Origin of the sequence: Vibrio sp. SG41-7, assembly GCF_014164465.1 — a bacterium.
GTDB lineage: Bacteria > Pseudomonadota > Gammaproteobacteria > Enterobacterales > Vibrionaceae > Vibrio > Vibrio splendidus.
In genome coordinates, this window is the sequence record NZ_JACJFF010000117.1 from 1 (window position 1) to 15,351 (window position 15,351).

General features: G+C 43.0%; 22 protein-coding genes. 10 read left to right on the top strand and 12 right to left on the bottom strand.

What is annotated here, in order from left to right; translation table 11 throughout:
• Nucleotides 1-104: 104 nt before the first annotated feature.
• The gene (locus H5300_RS21345; RefSeq protein WP_182796817.1) at nucleotides 105-710 is read right to left on the bottom strand and encodes a hypothetical protein; all 606 of its coding nucleotides are present in this window, start codon (nucleotides 708-710) and stop codon (nucleotides 105-107) included.
• 221 nt (nucleotides 711-931) lie between these two features.
• Between H5300_RS21345 and H5300_RS21350 the strand changes: the two genes are divergently transcribed.
• Nucleotides 932-2,332 (top strand): hypothetical protein, encoded by a 1,401-nt coding sequence (locus tag H5300_RS21350; protein ID WP_182796818.1) that lies wholly within the window; start codon nucleotides 932-934, stop codon nucleotides 2,330-2,332.
• Nucleotides 2,333-2,591: 259 nt separating this feature from the next.
• Here the strand turns inward: H5300_RS21350 and H5300_RS21355 are convergent, their stop codons facing one another.
• The 5 genes from H5300_RS21355 to radC (H5300_RS21375) form a co-directional block, all read right to left on the bottom strand.
• Nucleotides 2,592-2,879 (bottom strand): hypothetical protein, encoded by a 288-nt coding sequence (locus H5300_RS21355; RefSeq protein ID WP_182796819.1) that lies wholly within the window; start codon nucleotides 2,877-2,879, stop codon nucleotides 2,592-2,594.
• A 380-nt stretch (nucleotides 2,880-3,259) separates the two neighbouring features.
• Entirely contained in the window at nucleotides 3,260-4,072 is an 813-nt protein-coding gene (locus H5300_RS21360; RefSeq protein ID WP_182796820.1) for a hypothetical protein, read from the bottom strand.
• 43 nt (nucleotides 4,073-4,115) lie between these two features.
• The gene (locus H5300_RS21365) at nucleotides 4,116-4,568 is read right to left on the bottom strand and encodes a DUF2787 family protein (protein WP_182796821.1); all 453 of its coding nucleotides are present in this window, start codon (nucleotides 4,566-4,568) and stop codon (nucleotides 4,116-4,118) included.
• 101 nt (nucleotides 4,569-4,669) lie between these two features.
• On the bottom strand, nucleotides 4,670-5,104 hold the full coding sequence (locus H5300_RS21370) for a DUF2787 family protein (RefSeq protein ID WP_182796823.1): 435 nt from the start codon (nucleotides 5,102-5,104) through the stop codon (nucleotides 4,670-4,672).
• On the bottom strand, nucleotides 5,101-5,565 hold the full coding sequence (radC, locus tag H5300_RS21375; RefSeq protein ID WP_182796824.1) for a DNA repair protein RadC: 465 nt from the start codon (nucleotides 5,563-5,565) through the stop codon (nucleotides 5,101-5,103). Before radC (H5300_RS21375) ends, H5300_RS21370 begins: the two co-directional genes overlap by 4 nt.
• A 155-nt stretch (nucleotides 5,566-5,720) precedes the next feature.
• Here radC (H5300_RS21375) and H5300_RS21380 point away from each other — a divergent pair, with 155 nt between their 5' ends.
• From H5300_RS21380 to H5300_RS21400, 5 genes are all read left to right on the top strand, one after another.
• Entirely contained in the window at nucleotides 5,721-5,990 is a 270-nt protein-coding gene (locus H5300_RS21380; protein WP_182796825.1) for an AlpA family transcriptional regulator, read from the top strand.
• Nucleotides 5,980-6,660 carry an inovirus Gp2 family protein gene (locus H5300_RS21385; RefSeq protein ID WP_259397894.1) on the top strand — a complete coding sequence of 227 codons (681 nt, stop codon included), beginning with the start codon at nucleotides 5,980-5,982 and terminating at the stop codon, nucleotides 6,658-6,660. Before H5300_RS21380 ends, H5300_RS21385 begins: the two co-directional genes overlap by 11 nt.
• A complete protein-coding gene (locus tag H5300_RS21390) occupies nucleotides 6,650-7,150 on the top strand; it encodes a phage N-6-adenine-methyltransferase (RefSeq protein WP_182796826.1) in 501 nt (166 codons plus the stop codon). Before H5300_RS21385 ends, H5300_RS21390 begins: the two co-directional genes overlap by 11 nt.
• Before the next feature lie 57 nt (nucleotides 7,151-7,207).
• Nucleotides 7,208-7,375: an AlpA family transcriptional regulator gene (locus H5300_RS21395; protein WP_182796827.1), complete on the top strand. Its 168-nt coding sequence runs from the start codon at nucleotides 7,208-7,210 to the stop codon at nucleotides 7,373-7,375.
• A 544-nt stretch (nucleotides 7,376-7,919) separates the two neighbouring features.
• The gene (locus H5300_RS21400; protein WP_182796828.1) at nucleotides 7,920-8,576 is read left to right on the top strand and encodes a hypothetical protein; all 657 of its coding nucleotides are present in this window, start codon (nucleotides 7,920-7,922) and stop codon (nucleotides 8,574-8,576) included.
• 281 nt (nucleotides 8,577-8,857) lie between these two features.
• Here H5300_RS21400 and H5300_RS21405 read toward each other — a convergent pair whose 3' ends face one another.
• From H5300_RS21405 to H5300_RS21415, 3 genes are all read right to left on the bottom strand, one after another.
• Nucleotides 8,858-9,616 (bottom strand): hypothetical protein, encoded by a 759-nt coding sequence (locus H5300_RS21405; RefSeq protein ID WP_182796829.1) that lies wholly within the window; start codon nucleotides 9,614-9,616, stop codon nucleotides 8,858-8,860.
• Nucleotides 9,617-9,911: 295 nt separating this feature from the next.
• On the bottom strand, nucleotides 9,912-10,643 hold the full coding sequence (locus tag H5300_RS21410) for a YafY family protein (protein ID WP_182796830.1): 732 nt from the start codon (nucleotides 10,641-10,643) through the stop codon (nucleotides 9,912-9,914).
• A 427-nt stretch (nucleotides 10,644-11,070) separates the two neighbouring features.
• A complete protein-coding gene (locus H5300_RS21415; RefSeq protein ID WP_182796831.1) occupies nucleotides 11,071-12,537 on the bottom strand; it encodes an ATP-dependent RecD-like DNA helicase in 1,467 nt (488 codons plus the stop codon).
• Between the two features lie 127 nt (nucleotides 12,538-12,664).
• On the opposite strand from H5300_RS21415, the gene H5300_RS21420 reads away from it, so the two are divergent.
• Both H5300_RS21420 and H5300_RS21425 read left to right on the top strand, forming a co-directional pair.
• Nucleotides 12,665-12,874: an AlpA family phage regulatory protein gene (locus H5300_RS21420; protein ID WP_182796833.1), complete on the top strand. Its 210-nt coding sequence runs from the start codon at nucleotides 12,665-12,667 to the stop codon at nucleotides 12,872-12,874.
• An 8-nt stretch (nucleotides 12,875-12,882) separates the two neighbouring features.
• Complete coding sequence (locus tag H5300_RS21425; protein ID WP_108193388.1) at nucleotides 12,883-13,080, top strand: AlpA family transcriptional regulator; 198 nt, start codon at nucleotides 12,883-12,885, stop codon at nucleotides 13,078-13,080.
• 40 nt (nucleotides 13,081-13,120) lie between these two features.
• Here H5300_RS21425 and H5300_RS21430 read toward each other — a convergent pair whose 3' ends face one another.
• Genes H5300_RS21430 through radC (H5300_RS21440) form a run of 3 tightly spaced genes read right to left on the bottom strand, consistent with a single transcriptional unit; the run spans nucleotide 13,121 to nucleotide 14,535 of the window.
• Complete coding sequence (locus tag H5300_RS21430) at nucleotides 13,121-13,567, bottom strand: DUF2787 domain-containing protein (protein WP_182796834.1); 447 nt, start codon at nucleotides 13,565-13,567, stop codon at nucleotides 13,121-13,123.
• Nucleotides 13,568-13,618: 51 nt separating this feature from the next.
• Nucleotides 13,619-14,065 carry a DUF2787 family protein gene (locus tag H5300_RS21435; RefSeq protein ID WP_182796835.1) on the bottom strand — a complete coding sequence of 149 codons (447 nt, stop codon included), beginning with the start codon at nucleotides 14,063-14,065 and terminating at the stop codon, nucleotides 13,619-13,621.
• The gene (radC, locus tag H5300_RS21440; RefSeq protein ID WP_182796837.1) at nucleotides 14,062-14,535 is read right to left on the bottom strand and encodes a DNA repair protein RadC; all 474 of its coding nucleotides are present in this window, start codon (nucleotides 14,533-14,535) and stop codon (nucleotides 14,062-14,064) included. The genes H5300_RS21435 and radC (H5300_RS21440) overlap by 4 nt, the downstream gene beginning before the upstream one ends.
• A gap of 161 nt (nucleotides 14,536-14,696) precedes the next feature.
• On the opposite strand from radC (H5300_RS21440), the gene H5300_RS21445 reads away from it, so the two are divergent.
• Nucleotides 14,697-14,891 carry an AlpA family transcriptional regulator gene (locus H5300_RS21445; protein WP_108193384.1) on the top strand — a complete coding sequence of 65 codons (195 nt, stop codon included), beginning with the start codon at nucleotides 14,697-14,699 and terminating at the stop codon, nucleotides 14,889-14,891.
• Nucleotides 14,884-15,261, top strand: coding sequence for a hypothetical protein (locus H5300_RS21450; RefSeq protein ID WP_182796839.1), 378 nt, complete (start codon nucleotides 14,884-14,886; stop codon nucleotides 15,259-15,261). Before H5300_RS21445 ends, H5300_RS21450 begins: the two co-directional genes overlap by 8 nt.
• Nucleotides 15,262-15,351 lie beyond the last annotated feature (90 nt).

Consider the following 15,351-nt stretch of genomic DNA (forward strand, 5'->3'; position numbering starts at 1 on the left):
CATTTTGAGCCAAAGGTTGAAGATAACTTCCGAACTGAAAGCGACTAACAACGGGTCTTTGACCCGTATCCGGACTTTCAGTCCGTAATACTAACCCACCTACTTTAGTAGGTGGTTGTTAAGTCACTTTTTTTGCGAAAGGTATATCGTTTCTGTTGACGACTTACCTCATGTTCTAAGTGGCGAATGTTTTCTTCACTTTGTGCTAGAGAGCATTGTAGGGATTGATTTTCCTTTTGAATTTGCTCGAGCTTACGTTGTAACTCTGCACATTCAAAATCTCTTGACTTGAGCTCGTCTTGTAGCTGCTTTTCAGATAGCTTTTCAATAATGTGATTTCGCCGTGCATTTAGCATTGAGCCTCTGCTTACTTTCTTTGCTTCGATACGCGCCATTTTTTCATCGTGTTTACAGTCCAGATGTCTATCAAAACTCCCTCCGATAAGCTCTTCAAGAGTCTGTGTTTGATCTTCGTTGTAATGTTCTTTGGCAAGCTTTTTTAGCTCGTTAAGTGTGCTTAGCTTTAATTTGAATCGAGCAATTTTAAGCCCTTTAGCTTCTAGTCCATGGTCGTATTTGTACTTACTATAAAGGCGACGAATCTTCTTTTTATCTTCTTCATCAATCACGTTATCAAACAAATGAGCAGTGTTATCAAGTCCAAGCGATTGAACTATTGGTGCTTGGATTAGACGTGAGTAATGTTTCACTAAATGTTGAATTAGCCACTCTTTCTCTTGTTGTGTTTGCGCCCAATGCCACCAGCTCATTTTAAGTTTCTCCACCAAGTTATGTATAGACGTTAAAATAACACTAAGTTTAGGATAAAAATGTTACGCAAGACAATGTTTGATATTACGCGTGTTGTTACGCGTAATGAAATCAAATATAACAGGGGTTAAAACGGAACTTTTTAACTTCAAGGTGCTGGATGAATGAAATAAAAGAACACCTAACATCAAACGCAAGATGGGTGTGTTGGTCATTGGCACAGTTTGCTGTTGATGAAGATGTGATAGAGCAGAAGCAAGACGATTTGGCAAAAATTGCGCAAGTTGGCTTGAGGACATTGCATTCTTCATTCAACGAGATTCTAGCGGCGGGGCTCCTAGAAAAAGAGTATAGGTCGGCAGTGAAAAAGACTGCGAGGTGCCGATATCGAATTCGCAGTAAGGCTGGCCTAATTAATGCGGTTGTCGGTGGAAGTGAGCGTCGATGGCGTGAGTATGCTTCTGCTGTTTATGCTGATGAAGTGCTAAAAAGGCATGAGAAGCTGGTGTTACTTGCTTTGGTGTTGAGAGGTGATGATAGCGGGTTTGTTGAGGCTGTGGGACTGTCCGAGCTGGGGCGCTCTTGTGGTATGACTAAAGACCGAGTGCAGCGATATGTGAAATCATTGGTGAGCAAATCTTATCTTTACCAAGCTAACTTCGGAGCAACGGGAGGTTCGCTCTTGGGGGTAATGAAAGGCAGCTACTATATCAACTTAAGGGCTTTGGGTGTTAATGGCAAACATCAGATTTTGCGTTCGTGGCAGAACCTGTTTCTAAGTTCTGGTTTTCGAGATTTAAAGTTATACCTTAAACAGGTTCTCGAAAATAAGGCGATGCCTAAGCGAGATAATGTGCTCCAATTACCATTGAAGTCATTTATACCTAGTGAATACTTATCCCAAAATTATTCATTTTCTGATGCTCGCTTTTCTACATCTCAATCAGTGGGTGATCTGGCGAAAAGAATCTATTCGAGCATTTCATCAGCGCAAGTACTTACTATCTTGCAGCGCAACTTAGAAAGAAGTGTCAGTCGTGTATTGAGCGATTACCCAAGCAACTTAGCGTCATGGGAGTTTGAACATGCTGAACTTCAAGATATCGCATCTGATTGGAAAGAGCGTGTGGTCCCACGAGCAAAACTGACGAAACGAAAAGAACTCTTGGAACGCCAAGCTGCCGCAAGTGAAAACTTGTCAGATGAGATAGAGGAGTTCAATCTGGATTGCGAAGCCATTGAAGTATTGAGTCTATGGGCAGCTTGTTTGGCCGTCTATCAAGCAAAGTGTGTTCATATTTTGTGTTCTCGCTTTATCGAAGAGTCGAAGGGGCTTTGTCTAATAGGTTCAGGTATGGCGGGTGAACTTCGTTCTTTTCGGTTGCTAAAACATACTTCGGATGAGGTCCCAGATTCAGTGGCTGATCTAGAATTAAAACTCTCTGAGGGGAGAGCGTTAGATAGTCAATTTGAATGTTGTTCACGAGCTTTAGGGCAAATAGAACGCTTGAGACCACCAGCGTTACTAACTAGAACTAAGAGCGATATAGAGAACACGTGATGCATTGTATCTATTTATCTTCTGCATGAATGGGGGCAAAAGATTTGGAAAATCATGATATTCACTCACATTGATTCAAATGAATTTTTCATATTGAATGCAATATTGAGTTGAAGGCTACCTCATCTGGAAATGAGTTGTTGTCGCAGGGCAATGCCGAAAATCGGCTTTAACCAGCGTCCGGAATTTGTTGACCACATTTCGCTTCGTATTGAAGCAAAAAAAAGGAGCGTTACCCTCCCTTTCAATAATTGACAAGCTACAAGCCTAAGGCTTTCGCTGTCTGTTTGTATTCTTGCTCGATTTGAGACTTCACTAGCTCTCGCCTTGCCTCAAGAGGTGCTCTATCAGAGATGTTCTGAGCGCGTGATTCCACTTGTTTTAGTTGGTTCTCTTTCCATTGGTTGAGGGATTGTTGAATCTGCTGTGGCGTAAGAGTGGCTTTAATTGATTCGATACTGAGCGCATCAATAGCGCTGGCAGCACTCACGTTCATTGAGATGGTTAAAGTAGCTAGTGTGATGATTTTAGTAATGATTGATTTCATGATAATTCTCCAATTGAGATGTATGTATTAGTTAGGTAAAACTCAACGAAGTGACGACAGGTGAGATAAACGCAAATAGCCTAGATATGGGGTTTTTCTTGTATAATATGCGTTTCAGATAAGGTGGTTTCGACATGACCGTACTAAGGGGGCGGCCGACCCCCTTAACATTGTTCGCCTTAGCTAGAGACGTTTAATGGCGCAGCCAATCGTAAAGTACAGTTCTGCCTTGCACACTAACCTAATGGAGTTGAAGTAAGGTTAGTGCCCCATGCTTTACACTGATTGCGCTATGGCACAATGGAACATGAAAGGGAGTAAGTGCCCTATGGATTCCATTGAATTTGTGAAACAGAGGTAAGGTATCACTGCGTGCGTCATTATCTGTCTGATGCAATCAATTGAGTGACATTGTCTAGTTGTCGTATTGAGCGCTTAGACTCTGATTTGAGTTGATACTGCTGTAATTGAAAGTCTGACGGGTAATCAAAATGGAAGGTCAGCACTTTAAGCTTAGCAATACAGGTTAAAGGAAGGTCGTCGTAATCGTTGAGTGTGCTTTGGTAGACAAGATAAAGTTCACTAGCGGTCGTCGTGATACCAACAGGTGATACTTGCTCTATCTGCTTACCGGATTTAAGGGTAAGCGTGATTTGTTTTTGATGAACCAGTGCCACTGAAATGGGCTCGAAGAACTCCCCTAGCGTTGTTGGTGTGTTTAGTTCATCAATCGCTGCATGTGTTTTGTTTGTGTCTCCTCGTGGTGGTTTCATTCCTGTATAGGAGCGTGGCTGAGCTCGTAACAGACTGAATGCAAAATCAATGGCGTACTCTAAGGATGGTGGGAGTTGCTGGCTAATGGTTGCTTTAGCGAGCTGTAGCAGGATAAGCTCTCTCGCGCCTAAGGTTGGTTGGCTGTACATTCCGCGACTGTAACCAAAAGGTTTACTTCGAGTGTCTTTATCGACATCAAAATAATCAACAATAACATCGAGATTACGCTGTACGCTTCTGATGCCGCGATACATCCCTGCATCGGCTAACTCAGCTTGAAGCTGCTTAGCCGTCACCTTTCGCCCCTGTGGTATACGTCGATACAACTCAAACACCAGTGATAATTGCTCTGTGGTACTGGCTTTATCCCTTGTTGTCATGGTTAGGTCGCTGCTGGTGGTTACTTGATAGAGTGGCAATCATCCTAACGATGGGTGCGTCACTATCTGACCGATGGCGTCTTTAACTTATCGATATTTTAATCTCGTCATAGGCTCCCATTTGCAAGTAAGCGAGAAAGTTACTTTCCCAGAGAGAGTAGAACTCCACAATGGATTTATCGTGACAGCTTTGCCATCCCATAGGGGCAATAAACGCTTGCCCGTTAGTGATATCAAAATCCACATTACGCTCTAGCTCTGGGTAAATGTTGCCCATGTAAGCAAAGTCAGTGAGGTACTGGTACTGGATTTGATACTGGCTCTCCTGTTCTTTCAGCAACATGATTTCTACTGGGTGGTATCCACCAGCGTCAGCACTGTAAGTGGCATCTCGAAAGTTAATGGTGAGGCTTTCACATTCCCTCTTGGTTGGGCTTTGTTTCCAGAAGGTCTCTATCTTGCTTTTCAACACGCTTTTGAGTTTTTGAGGTACGGGTGAGTATGGCGCTGTGATGGTTAGTGTTTGTGGTTTCATGGTCTTTCCCTTTCAATAGTTATCTATTCGGTTGGATGATATGTATCTGAGATTGGTTTGAATCGAATGTGCTTGGGATGGTTGAAGTAAGAAAGAAGCAACTACTGGAATCGACTGACGATAGTGAGTGTCTGTGTATCGAACTGTGATGCCTTTAGGTGATGGGTGAACACCTTGAGCCAGCTAATGAAGAGCGAATGCACCTCAGGCCTGTTGAGCTCGCATCGTTGGATATCTGGTTGATAGAACCATTGGTGTTTGAAGTTAAAATATAGAAATACTTCAACGCTCTCAGCTTCTGGTGTCGGGTAATCAAAAGAAGCGATGAATCGCACCTCCCAAGGTTCATTAGGATTAGCTCGTTCAAGCTGTACCTCTATGGGTTGTATCCCGCTTCGGTTGCTGTAGAAGCTTGCGACCTTAAGGTTAAGCGCAAGGCGTTTTGTTTCTGTGGGAATGTCGTATTGCTCAATTAAGAGCTCGATAAGCTGGTGGAATAGGTCGAGTTTGAAATTACGTTTGATAACTCGATTCATAGCCAACCTCTCTCAGCAAAAGACACACAATCACTGCCCACCACAATGTGGTCAAGCACCCGCACATCAACGAGTGTTAAAGCATCCTTTAAACGCTCTGTAATGCGCCTATCAGCTTGTGATGGGGTTGCATCACCCGATGGGTGGTTATGAGCAAAAATCACCGCAGAGGCGTTTCTCTCAAGCACCAGCTTCACCACTTCTCGTGGATACACTGAAGCGCTGTCAATCGTGCCAAAGAACAACTCATTGAATTCAATCAATTGATGCTGGTTATTAAGCAACATCACCCCAAAGACTTCTCTCTCATATTCTCCTAGCTTGCAGCGTAAAAAGGCTTTCGTGTCATTTGGACGAGTAAAAGCATCCCCACTCACTAAGCGGCTCTCTAGTATCTCGACGGCTTTCTCTAATATCTGGTGCTCTGTGACGGGAGCGCTGAAGGTATATAGCGTTTCCATATCTTCTCCTTGTATCAATAAACGGAATACTCAAGGGGATGATATGGATGTGAAAAACTTTTCAATCGAATTTGAACGAGACCACCTGAGACCCGTTGAGATAAAAAATACCCAGCAACGTCTTTGTTTGAGTGAAACCAACAAAGGCAATGATCATGAATTCAAACCATTCGAACACCGAACACCCCAATCGCTTGATGAGACTAAAAGAAGTGATTCATACCAGCGGCCTTTCAAGGGCATCAATTTACAGCTTTATGGAACAAGGTGCTTTTCCTCAGTCCGTTTCATTAGGCGCGAGAGCCATTGGCTGGCGCTCTCAAGACATCCAAAACTGGATACAAGAGAAGATACAAGAGCGAGACGAAAGACTGGTAATACAAGCAGTGGAAAAAGCAAAACAGGAGAAACGCTATGGAAGATAAAATGATGAACAATGAGGCAGCAGATTTGAAGCGATTAAAGGATGGGTTTTATCGTGATTATCAAGTCGATATTGACCATGGCAATCTTTCTTTGGCTGCGCTTGAGATTTTATCTCGTGCATATCAAAACGCCTTGATGCGCTTTAGCCACTCTTATGTCTTTCGATTCCGGTTACGAATACCCAAAAAACAAAACCAGCAAGAGAAAACGCTAATCAACCAATGGTTCTACCGTCTGTGCCACTACCGAAAGGGTGACAACCTTAACGTGATATGGAAAAGGGAGGTGAGCCAAACGGGTTGTATAAGTTACCGTATGACTCTTTTCCTTGATGCTTCAAGCTACCCTCCATTTGTCAATGAATTCAAGCTTAGAAAGCGACTGACAAAAGACATCAAAAACTCGTGGAGAAATACAACCAATGTTGATAAACGTAATATCAATGCCGTTTGTCTCTTTCTGAATCAACCACTCGTTGAGTTGAACAAAGAGCATGATGATTACCGTTACCAGCGTGGGTTGCTTTTCTATGTATTGAGTAGGCAGGCCAGAGTCAACACAACGACTCATGATGAGAAAAACACATTAGGTTCGTTTATCAGTAAATCTAAAAAGGCCAATAAGAAAGCCGATTACGCTAATACTAAGGAGAGTTGTGATGGACAATAAGCTCTTTTTCTCCAGCGCTCGAACGGGAAACCCCAAGCGTGATAAATGGCAAACACCCCCCGCTGTATTTGAGAAGCTCAATGAAGAGTTTCACTTTACGCTTGATGCAACGGCTGAGCCTGAAACAGCACTGTGTGACCATTACTTCACGATGGATGATGATGCGCTTACTCAAGACTGGAGCAATCAAACGGTTTACTGCAATCCACCTTATTCCCAACTCAAAGACTTTGCCAAGAAAGCACAAGAGGAAGCGAATAAAGGGGCAACAGTCGTCATGTTGGTTCCTGCTAGAACGGACACAAAAGCTTTCCATGACCATTTAAGCCATGGAGAGGTGCGTCTGATTAAGGGGCGACTCAAGTTCTTGCAGGATGGGGAGGAGCAGGATGCAGCACCGTTCCCAAGTATGGTGTGTGTCATAGGAAAAGAGGTGGAGCAAAAAAGAGGAACCACCACTCAAGACAAGCTTAAGCTAGACCCCGAGTAAGTCATTTTTTACATATCGCCTTTATTTCATGAGAGATAACAACACGAGGAAATTCTCATGAGATTAATCCGCTTAAAAGAAGTGATGGAAAGGGTTCGGTTGAGTAAATCGAGCATCTATAAAATGATGGCTAATGGGGAGTTTCCACACAACGTATCACTCGGTGAGCGAGCCTCTGCATGGGTAGAGCACGAACTGGATGAATGGATTGATAATCGAACGTAGAAATGGCATGAGCCAGTAGTGAAAGCTGCTGGCTTTATGCCCATATCGCTCCAAACCATCATGTTTCAGGAAAGAAACCCAGTTAGAACGTAAACGGAGTGGTTGCGCATTATTCCATGTGGAATGTACACCTTGCTAGCTCGTCGAGTATTAGAGTTGCTTTCCATGTTGATGCAAAGGCTGCATCATCTTCTGAAAATAAAAAATACACATTTATCCCTATTGTATAGAGAGCTTCTGTTTCGACAAGGGGTTCTACCTAACAGGCATGACTGAAGCGATTCGGTTGTGTCTGTTAGATTAAGAGAGCAGAGAATACTGGGTGGGATTTATAATGCATAGAGGAGCATGACCATGCGACATCATTATAAATATCTTTTTTTATCTCTTTTATCTATCAAATTTATTCTAATCAATTAAGAGTCCTAAAGACTCTTATGTTTATCAATATCAATCAATTACAAATCCATTCCAGACAAAAAATACTCCACCACCTCTTCTATTGAGACAAAGCATCCATTTCAATTTTAAGAGGAAATACACCATGATTTTTTCAACTGAGTTCTACGATAAAGAACCAACACATTACAGTGCTACTGAATACAAAGGATTACCAATTGACGCAGCGTCAGTGCCACATTTTTCTCGTTCACTCTCATTGATTCATAACCTTTACTCCAAATGGTGTGTCAATGATGTGCCGTTTTCAATAGTTAGCTTTAACTTAATGGTAAAACCTCAGTTTGCTAAACAAGCATTAGAATGCCTATTTATAAAAGTACAAGATGTGTATGCACAACATTGCCGCCACAAAGACAAAGCAATAGCGATGATATGCAGTAGTGATGATGATGAGCATAAGGGGTACTTTTTGGTTAAAAGTGATGTCTTTGAGTATCATGAAAACCCCGAGAGCGGTGATATGTTTGCTCGTGGAACGTTGGTCGAGTTACTTGATGAATGTATGACTCAAGTAACAAGGTCATTCCAAGGCTCCGTTGGGGGAATGTTTGGTGGTTTAGCTCGAGATGAATATGACATTGAATATAATGAAACACTGTCGGAAAAGTTCCATGATGATGACAGAGCAATGCTATTTCAAAACCTAAGCTACCTTGCATCAGTTAGAGATGTTGAGCTTCCTGAGACTTACTTATTTCAGGTGCGTTATGGGTATAATCCTGTATCAAGTGGTAAATGACCGAACTCGGCTCATAAGTGCGTTCTCAGCTACCAAGAACAAATATACGGCGCCGTTTCGAGTTCGTTACAGATTTACGCTAATAGCTCGCAGGAAGGCGTTTGATTGGCGACGCGCGCTGGTCGGTAAAGAGATGGGCCAAAAATTAAGAATTACAGTGCCCTTCGTATTGCAGGGCCTAGCCTGGATATCCAGACTAGGCCCTATTTATGCAATTTAAGGGTTTTTCTTAATAATATATCTTTCAAAGCGCGAGGAAACGAATTTCTCCATACATGCTGTTATAGCTCTGACCACCAAAGATTCTCTTGTGGGTCAAAGACATCAGGCCAACCCACAACGGAGGTGATGTTTTGGTCTGAGTCAATCTCAACTTCAAAAATTATGTGTGGCTCTATTCCCGTAACCGAGGATTGAAGCATGAAATCACAAATGAATGCATTCGGTTTGCCGCTTTGTGAGTCTGCGATGATTGGCTGTTGAATCATTTGAGCGATAGCACTTGCCTTAGGTATGTGGGTATCAAATTGATTCTTGGTAAATTCCGCATTCGTTTCGAATACGGTCTCGCAGATCTGGTTCTTGGCTAACTCGCGAAGCTTGGAACTGCGTTGTGAGTCAATGCTGGTGGTTTTCTTTGGTTGGGATTGCAGGCCATTAATCATGTTTTCTGTTCCAACAATGTCACCCTCAGGATTAAGCTTTACAATGGTCAATACGTTGATGCCTTTTGTATCAAAGTTGGCGTCGAGTTTGTATAGGCAGGCGATAGCAGCGCCGTTGTAGGCGCGCTCTGCTTTGATTCCTTCTTCATTGATGCCATCGACTTGAACCTTTCCTGGTTTACCTGATTCGAACAACCTTAGCTGTAACTGGTTGTTGATATCATCTTCAGCCTCATCCAGAACATCCTCACAGATGCCGACAAATTGATTCTTAAGCATTGCTTCTTCGGAGGTATTGCCTGTAACAAGAGCCCATCCACCGATAACGACAGAAAGAGCCAGCCAGCCCAATATTAACTTTTTGATTAAACTCATGTGATTTCCTTACTTACTAGTTTGATTTTTTGCCGCCAAATAAAATGAAGGCTACGATGACAAGCCAAAATGGGAGGTTTTTTGAACCGAGTAAAACAGACAGTCCGATGCCGATTGCGATGAGTGCTTTCATGGTGTTGTCCTTGACGTCGGACAATTCAGTGAGCCGCTGTTTAGTTGGCTGGAAGGCTTGATAATGCTAGCCAGTAACGGTTTGGTTAAAGTCATTTAGATATCCTTTTCTTGTTTTTAGTTTGAAACCCTACAGCGTTGTAGGGCGGTTGTTATGTTCAATTTAGCTCTGTGGCTCAGTTGGTATTGTGGGTATCTGTTTGACGTAAGCCTTTATTGAAAATTCTTTAGGTCTTTTGAAATCGAACGTTGATAGGTGAGCGCTCGTGATGTTTGATACATCGGCATGTTTGACTTGATGGTTTTTGGGCTCGTGATAGATAACTGACAGTCCTTGCCCAATTATCACTAAGCCAAGAGGTTCGATGGTGTGTTGGCCATCAGGAAGTTCAACCTTGAGTTGATTAGTGTCAACCATCGCCTTGCATATCAATTCAAAGGCTGAGCTGAAAATTGGGGTATAGCTGATGCTTGGAATCAAAGACTCGTTTACGTAGACCAGATCTTGTAATGAAACGGTATCGTGCTTTTGGGATTTCTGCTGTAGGACGTCACTGAAGAGAGAGTGAAGGATTGCCCGATACTCGACTGGAAAAGTGTTAGTTAACCACTGCTCCGCGAATGCCAGAAGGATGGTTTCTCTAGCGCCGAAACTATTTAGCATTGAAGCTTCACGGCGATACCCATAAGGGCGGTCGCGAGTGTCTTTGGCTACGTTGAGGTGTTGTACAAGAATGTCGAGATTTCTTTGGATGGTTCTAATGTCTCGTTCGACGCCGATAGAGGAAAGCTGTTGTTGTAACTCCTGTGCGGTTATTGAGTGAGTTTGTGGTATGCGGTTGTATAGCTCAAAAAGAAGCGATACATGGTCTCTTAAGTTGGGTTTAGTCGCCATAACTAACTGCTGTAGGTTAAGGCAAAGCAATGCTATTCAGTTGGAGTGATTGAACTAACTTGCCGTGCTATCAGTAAATAATTTCAGATGCTACGGATTGGGTGGGCATTACTTGCCGGGTGGATTTTATGGCTTGCTTTATTTGCTATCAGTCACAGTTGGCGTAATTGAAAGATAAGGTTCAAAGTGCAAGAGGCTGAACTGGTTGGTAGTAAATGATTTCAGCCTATTCACCTTGGTAATGTATGTTTGTCTTTTTTTTGGATTGACTTAATTGGCGATTTAAAGGCCTAACCTACACACTAGAGGACAACGGCGAACAAATAGGTTCGATTCATCCTTATGTTATGTGTAAGAGCATTGAGTTCTGATTATTGGACAGGCAAACAAAAATAGCCCTAAGCGAGCAATGCTTAGGGCTTATTCTTTACTGCTTGATGTAGAGGGTTTGTTTGGCGCGAGTCACTGCGGTATACATCCACCTTAAGGACTGTTCGTTGTGGGTATTGGCTCGGTTGTTATCGACAAACACATGGGGCCACTCACTTCCTTGTGCTTTGTGGCAAGTTATCGCATAACCATATTTGAGTTTAAGGCAGTTGTAATATTCATCTGTGGCCTTTGCTTCGAGAAATTCAAGCTCCTTAGGCTCAGGGGTTGCTTTGTATCGCTGTTTGAAATCGAGAAGCAGAGCCTTACGCTCTTTCGTTGTGAGCGTGCCGCTAGGGCTTTCCAGTAAGTTTTTTAGCACTTTCTTTTTAACGTCAAACGGCTCGTTATTGCCTTTCAGGAATCTAACGGTGACTTCAATGAATTCCAAAGTGACAACTCCGGGTTCAAAGTCATCACACTCGCGCGGTGGAATGTCGATTATGTGCTTTTCAATCTCCGAATCAATCTGGGTAACCCAGCCTATTTCACCATTGGAGATGAAGTAGTCATCGCTATCGAGATTCTCTACGCACATAACTTGCTCGCCAATGTGTAGCGCTCGGTGTGATTTAAACATCCTCTCTCGTATCTTACGGCTGTAGTCTCTGACTTGTCGGTTGGTGTTGGTAATGATGACACTGTCTTTACAGCCTTCAAGTTTATGGTCACAAGAGGCGAAATACTGTTCGAGGAAGGCTTCCTTTTTAAGTTTATGGACATCTTTTCCATTGGGCGACAATTGAACAGGGTGGGGTGTGTCTCTTTCCAGTGCTTTGCGTATCTCCATCGCAATGTTCACAATGCCGCTGTCGGCTTTCTGTCTGACAATATCGGTGAGTTCGATTTCTGTGCAGCTTAAGTCGTAAAAACTTTCTAGACCGTCTAAGTTTAGGGCGGGGGAGCCGACGCATCGCACCGGAGGTAACTGAGCGTTATCCCCGATGAAAATGATTTTACGTTGTGGCCAGTCGTCTAAATTGATGTATTTCAGTAAATCCTGGAGAAGATACCCCGAACCAAACTTCCCAATTTCAGATTGACTGAATTGGTCTGACAGCATGGAAGCTTCGTCAATTATATAGACCGCATTATGAGCATCTGGGTTGTCTGAAAGGCATGACTTAAGCGTTGCTATATCAATAGGGTCTGAATCTGACTTTAACTCTTTATCGATATCGAAGTATTTGTAGACCACTCGATGAACGGTCATGGCTTGTATTTGGGTTTTGTTCGAAATGACTTTGGCAGCTTTGCCTGTCGGGGCCATTATAGTAAATTTTCGCTCATTCGCTGTAAGGTATTGCGTTAAACCTTGCGTAATGAAGGTTTTCCCTGTCCCAGCAAAGCCTTTGAGTAAAAATGTCGAATGGCAATCATCGTTTAAAAATAAATCGAGTTCTAAAACGAGCTCTTCTTGGCTTGGTGTCAGCGTTGTGTTTTCAAAATAAGGTAAAAGACTCATGGTTCGTTTCCTGAAAGGTTCGTATCAGAAAATGAGATGGGTGTGTAAAAAATCTCTTGGGCACTGCTGGTACATTTACCTTAATGGCTTGAAGTCTAAAGCTCGTTAAATTTAATAAGGAAGCAATATGCGTTTTATTCGGATGAAGCAGGTGATGGAGATGACGAGTTTGAGTCGCTCTTCTATCAATCGATATATCAAGGAAGAGCGTTTCCCAAGGTGTGTTCCGTTGGGCTGTCGAGTTGCGGTTTGGCTTGAAAGCGAAGTCCAAGATTGGATGCGTGATGTACTCGGGCGGCGTGATGAAAATGCTCTCTATGGTTACGATATTGATTGAGGTGGTTCATGGGAGAAAACAAAGATGAGTGGCTCAATGTTCGTGAGGTGATGGGGCTTGTGGGTTTAGGGCGAACCAGTATCTACGCCCTTATGGAGCAAGGTAAATTTCCAGGTTCAATTCGAGTCGGAGCCAAATCGGTAGTATGGCGTTTGTATGAGATTGAACTCTGGATGAACCAAAAAATTTGTGAACGAACACGTTAAAAAACTAAGGCTTGGAAAACCCAAGCCTTAGTTTTGCCGATTAGAAGCATTCAACCTTTATCTCATCAAAGCTCCCCATTTCTAGATAAGCAAGGAAGTTTCCTTCCCAGAGCTTATACATCGCACGAACATCGCGACTATCAAGGCATTGCCAGCCTGAATAACGAGCAAAGAACGCATTGTTACCGATATCAAAATCTAAGTCGCGAGCAAGCTCGGGGTAGGGACCTCCGGAGAAACTGAAGTCTGTCATGTAAAGAAGATGGCAATGATTACCGTAAACTTTAGTAAAGCAAATTTCAACAGGATGAAATCCGCCGGAATCAGCGCAGTAACTGCTGTCCCTAAAGTTGATAGTGACCGTTCTCGCCTCAGATATGTCTTTGTTTGAGACTGCTGTGTTGAGCGCCGCGAGAAACTTAGCTGAAACTCTTAGAGTAGTACTAGCAAAGGTCAGCTGGGTCTGTGTGCTTGTTTTTACAGGCATAAGGGCTCCTTACCGCCGTTTGGATGCGGTAATTTGTTGAGAAAGTGAGGGTTAAGGTAAAAGCGTTTTAAGAACGGTAAGAGTGAGTTGGTTGAAGCCTTTGTTATTCAATAGCTTCACAAAGGCTTTGTCCCAAGACTGAAAGAGCTCAATGACTTGTGGTTGATCGAGTTCGCAGCGTTCAATGTCTGGTTGATAAAACCAGCCATGACGAAAGTTGAAGTAGAGCTGAACCTCCATTTGTGTGCTCTGTTTATCTGGGTAGGCAAAGCTCGCCATGACCGCGATGTGCCAAGGGCTCTCACTGGTCTCTCTCGCGAGATGAACCTCGATAGGGTGAGGCCCATTACCGGTTTGATAGTATTGAGTATCGCGAAAGTTGAGGGCAACACGCTTTGCTTCTTTGGGAATTGCACACAATTCAAGTGAAGCGCAAAGTCTTACTTTAAGCTCGTTCGATAATGGCAATATGTCGTTATGCAGAATTGGTAAGCTCATATTAGCCCCCTTTCTGCAAATGAAACGGGCGTTTCTCCAATCACAAAATGGTCAAGCACTCTAACATCGATTAAAGCTAATGCGTCACTCAACCGTGAAGTGATGCGTCTATCTGCTTGTGAGGGCTCAGCCTCTCCTGATGGATGGTTGTGAGCAAAAATCACTGCAGCGGCGTTTCTCTCTAACGCAAGCTTAACGACTTCTCTTGGATAAACCGTAGCCGCATCAATCGTTCCATAGAACAGCTCGTTGTATTCAATTAATCGATGTTGGTTGTCTAGCAAAAGCACGGCGAAAACTTCACGTTCATGTTGCCCCAGTTTGTAAGTCAAAAACTCTTTTGTGGCGTTAGGGCTTGTAAACACATCTCCTCTTAAATGTCGGTTAGCTATTATCTGCGCGGCCTGTTCTAGCACTTGGTGCTCCGGCAACGATTTGGTTTTTGGGTAGTTTGTGGATTGGTCATTCATTTCAATTCTCCTATCGAATCAATGCACTCGTTCACCTAGGTAATATGTGTTTGAGATTATTTTGAATCGAATAGAATTGAACCTCCTGGAATGGTTTCAGACATCCTGAGAAAAAATACATGACTCACTTCTTTTATGAATGAAAACAAGAGGTGAATACCATGAACACAAAAAGATTGATTCGATTGAACGAAGTTATCAACGTAACTTCATTATCACGCTCGGCGATTTATAGAATGATGGAGGCTGATGAGTTTCCTAAAAGCGTCAGTATTGGAAAGCGAGCTGTGGCATGGGAAGAAAGTGCGGTCTGCCAATGGATTGATACTGTTTTAGCTGGAGGCGCTCATGATTAATCAAGAACGAGTGGATTTCATCCTAGGGGAAACGGCGTTGCACCATCACAATGAGTTTGAAAAAGTGCAGGTGAACCAGGAGTGGGGGCCGTTAATCCAAGACTCGCTTACAGCATTAAAACGCCATTATGAGCAATTGGTCGCATCGCCAGATGCTGTAGTCGTTGGTTATCGGTTTACCATCCGCTTTAATGACCCGAGCTACGAGTTTACCAAAGCGCATTTAGCAAAGATTTGGTTCTCACAAGTAATGCATAGGTTAGGTGGGGTTGCCGATAATCAGACAGCATCGGGAGCCTTTTTTCGAGAGGCCATAAAAAATGATGATATTCGTTGTTTAATGAGATGGTACGTCCCTCCCTACAGCTAAACTTGAAATGGTTTAGTCTTAAAAGGAAAGTACCAAATGAATAACTCACACATTATCGGAATCGATTTAGGTAAGAACTCTTTTCATTTA